The organism is Proteus sp. fly-1008, from assembly GCF_040140305.1.
Lineage (GTDB): Bacteria > Pseudomonadota > Gammaproteobacteria > Enterobacterales > Enterobacteriaceae > Proteus > Proteus vulgaris_B.
In genome coordinates, this window is the sequence record NZ_JBEEWH010000044.1 from 1 (window position 1) to 1,185 (window position 1,185).

The window sequence follows — 1,185 nt, forward strand, 5'->3', positions numbered from 1 at the left end:
ATTAACCTAATACTTTAGCAACAACGCCCGCACCTACTGTACGGCCACCTTCGCGGATAGCGAAACGTAAACCGTCGTCCATCGCGATTGGGTGAATCAGTTCAACGATCATGTTGATGTTGTCACCTGGCATTACCATTTCTACGCCTTCTGGTAATTCGATAGTACCAGTTACGTCAGTTGTACGGAAGTAGAACTGTGGACGGTAGCCTTTGAAGAATGGAGTGTGACGACCACCTTCATCTTTGCTCAGAATATAAACTTCTGATTCGAATTTAGTGTGTGGCTTGATTGAACCTGGTTTAGCCAGTACTTGTCCACGTTCGATTTCTTCACGTTTAGTACCACGCAGCAGAACACCAACGTTCTCACCTGCACGACCTTCGTCAAGTAATTTACGGAACATTTCAACGCCAGTACAAGTTGTTTTAACTGTTGGTTTGATACCAACGATTTCAACTTCTTCACCAACTTTAACAACACCACGCTCAACACGACCTGTTACTACTGTACCACGGCCTGAGATCGAGAATACGTCTTCGATTGGTAACAGGAATGGCTTGTCAATTGCACGCTCTGGTTCTGGGATGTATGAATCCAGTGCTTCTGCTAATTCAACAATTTTTGCTTCCCACTCAGCTTCGCCTTCCAGTGCTTTCAGCGCTGAACCACGGATTACTGGAGTGTCATCACCTGGGAAATCGTACTGAGACAGAAGTTCACGAACTTCCATTTCTACTAATTCCAGTAACTCTTCATCATCTACCATGTCACATTTGTTCAGGAATACGATGATGTAAGGAACACCAACCTGACGACCTAACAGGATGTGCTCACGAGTTTGTGGCATTGGGCCATCAGTCGCAGCAACTACCAGGATAGCTCCGTCCATTTGCGCAGCACCAGTGATCATGTTTTTAACATAGTCGGCGTGACCTGGGCAGTCTACGTGTGCGTAGTGACGAGTTGGTGTGTCATATTCTACGTGTGAAGTAGAAATGGTGATACCACGAGCTTTTTCTTCTGGTGCGTTATCGATTTGATCGAATGCACGAGCAGCACCACCGTAAGTTTTAGCTAAAACTGTAGTGATTGCAGCAGTCAGAGTAGTTTTACCGTGGTCAACGTGGCCGATAGTACCAACGTTAACGTGCGGTTTTGAACGTTCAAATTTTTCTTTAGACA

Annotated in this window: 1 protein-coding gene; it reads right to left on the reverse strand. The window is 45.4% G+C overall.

Annotation, left to right across the window (positions count from 1 at the left end):
• Position 1: 1 nt before the first annotated feature.
• The coding region (gene tuf / locus ABN256_RS19045; RefSeq protein WP_196554958.1) for an elongation factor Tu at positions 2-1,185 on the reverse strand (1,184 nt) is incomplete at its 5' end.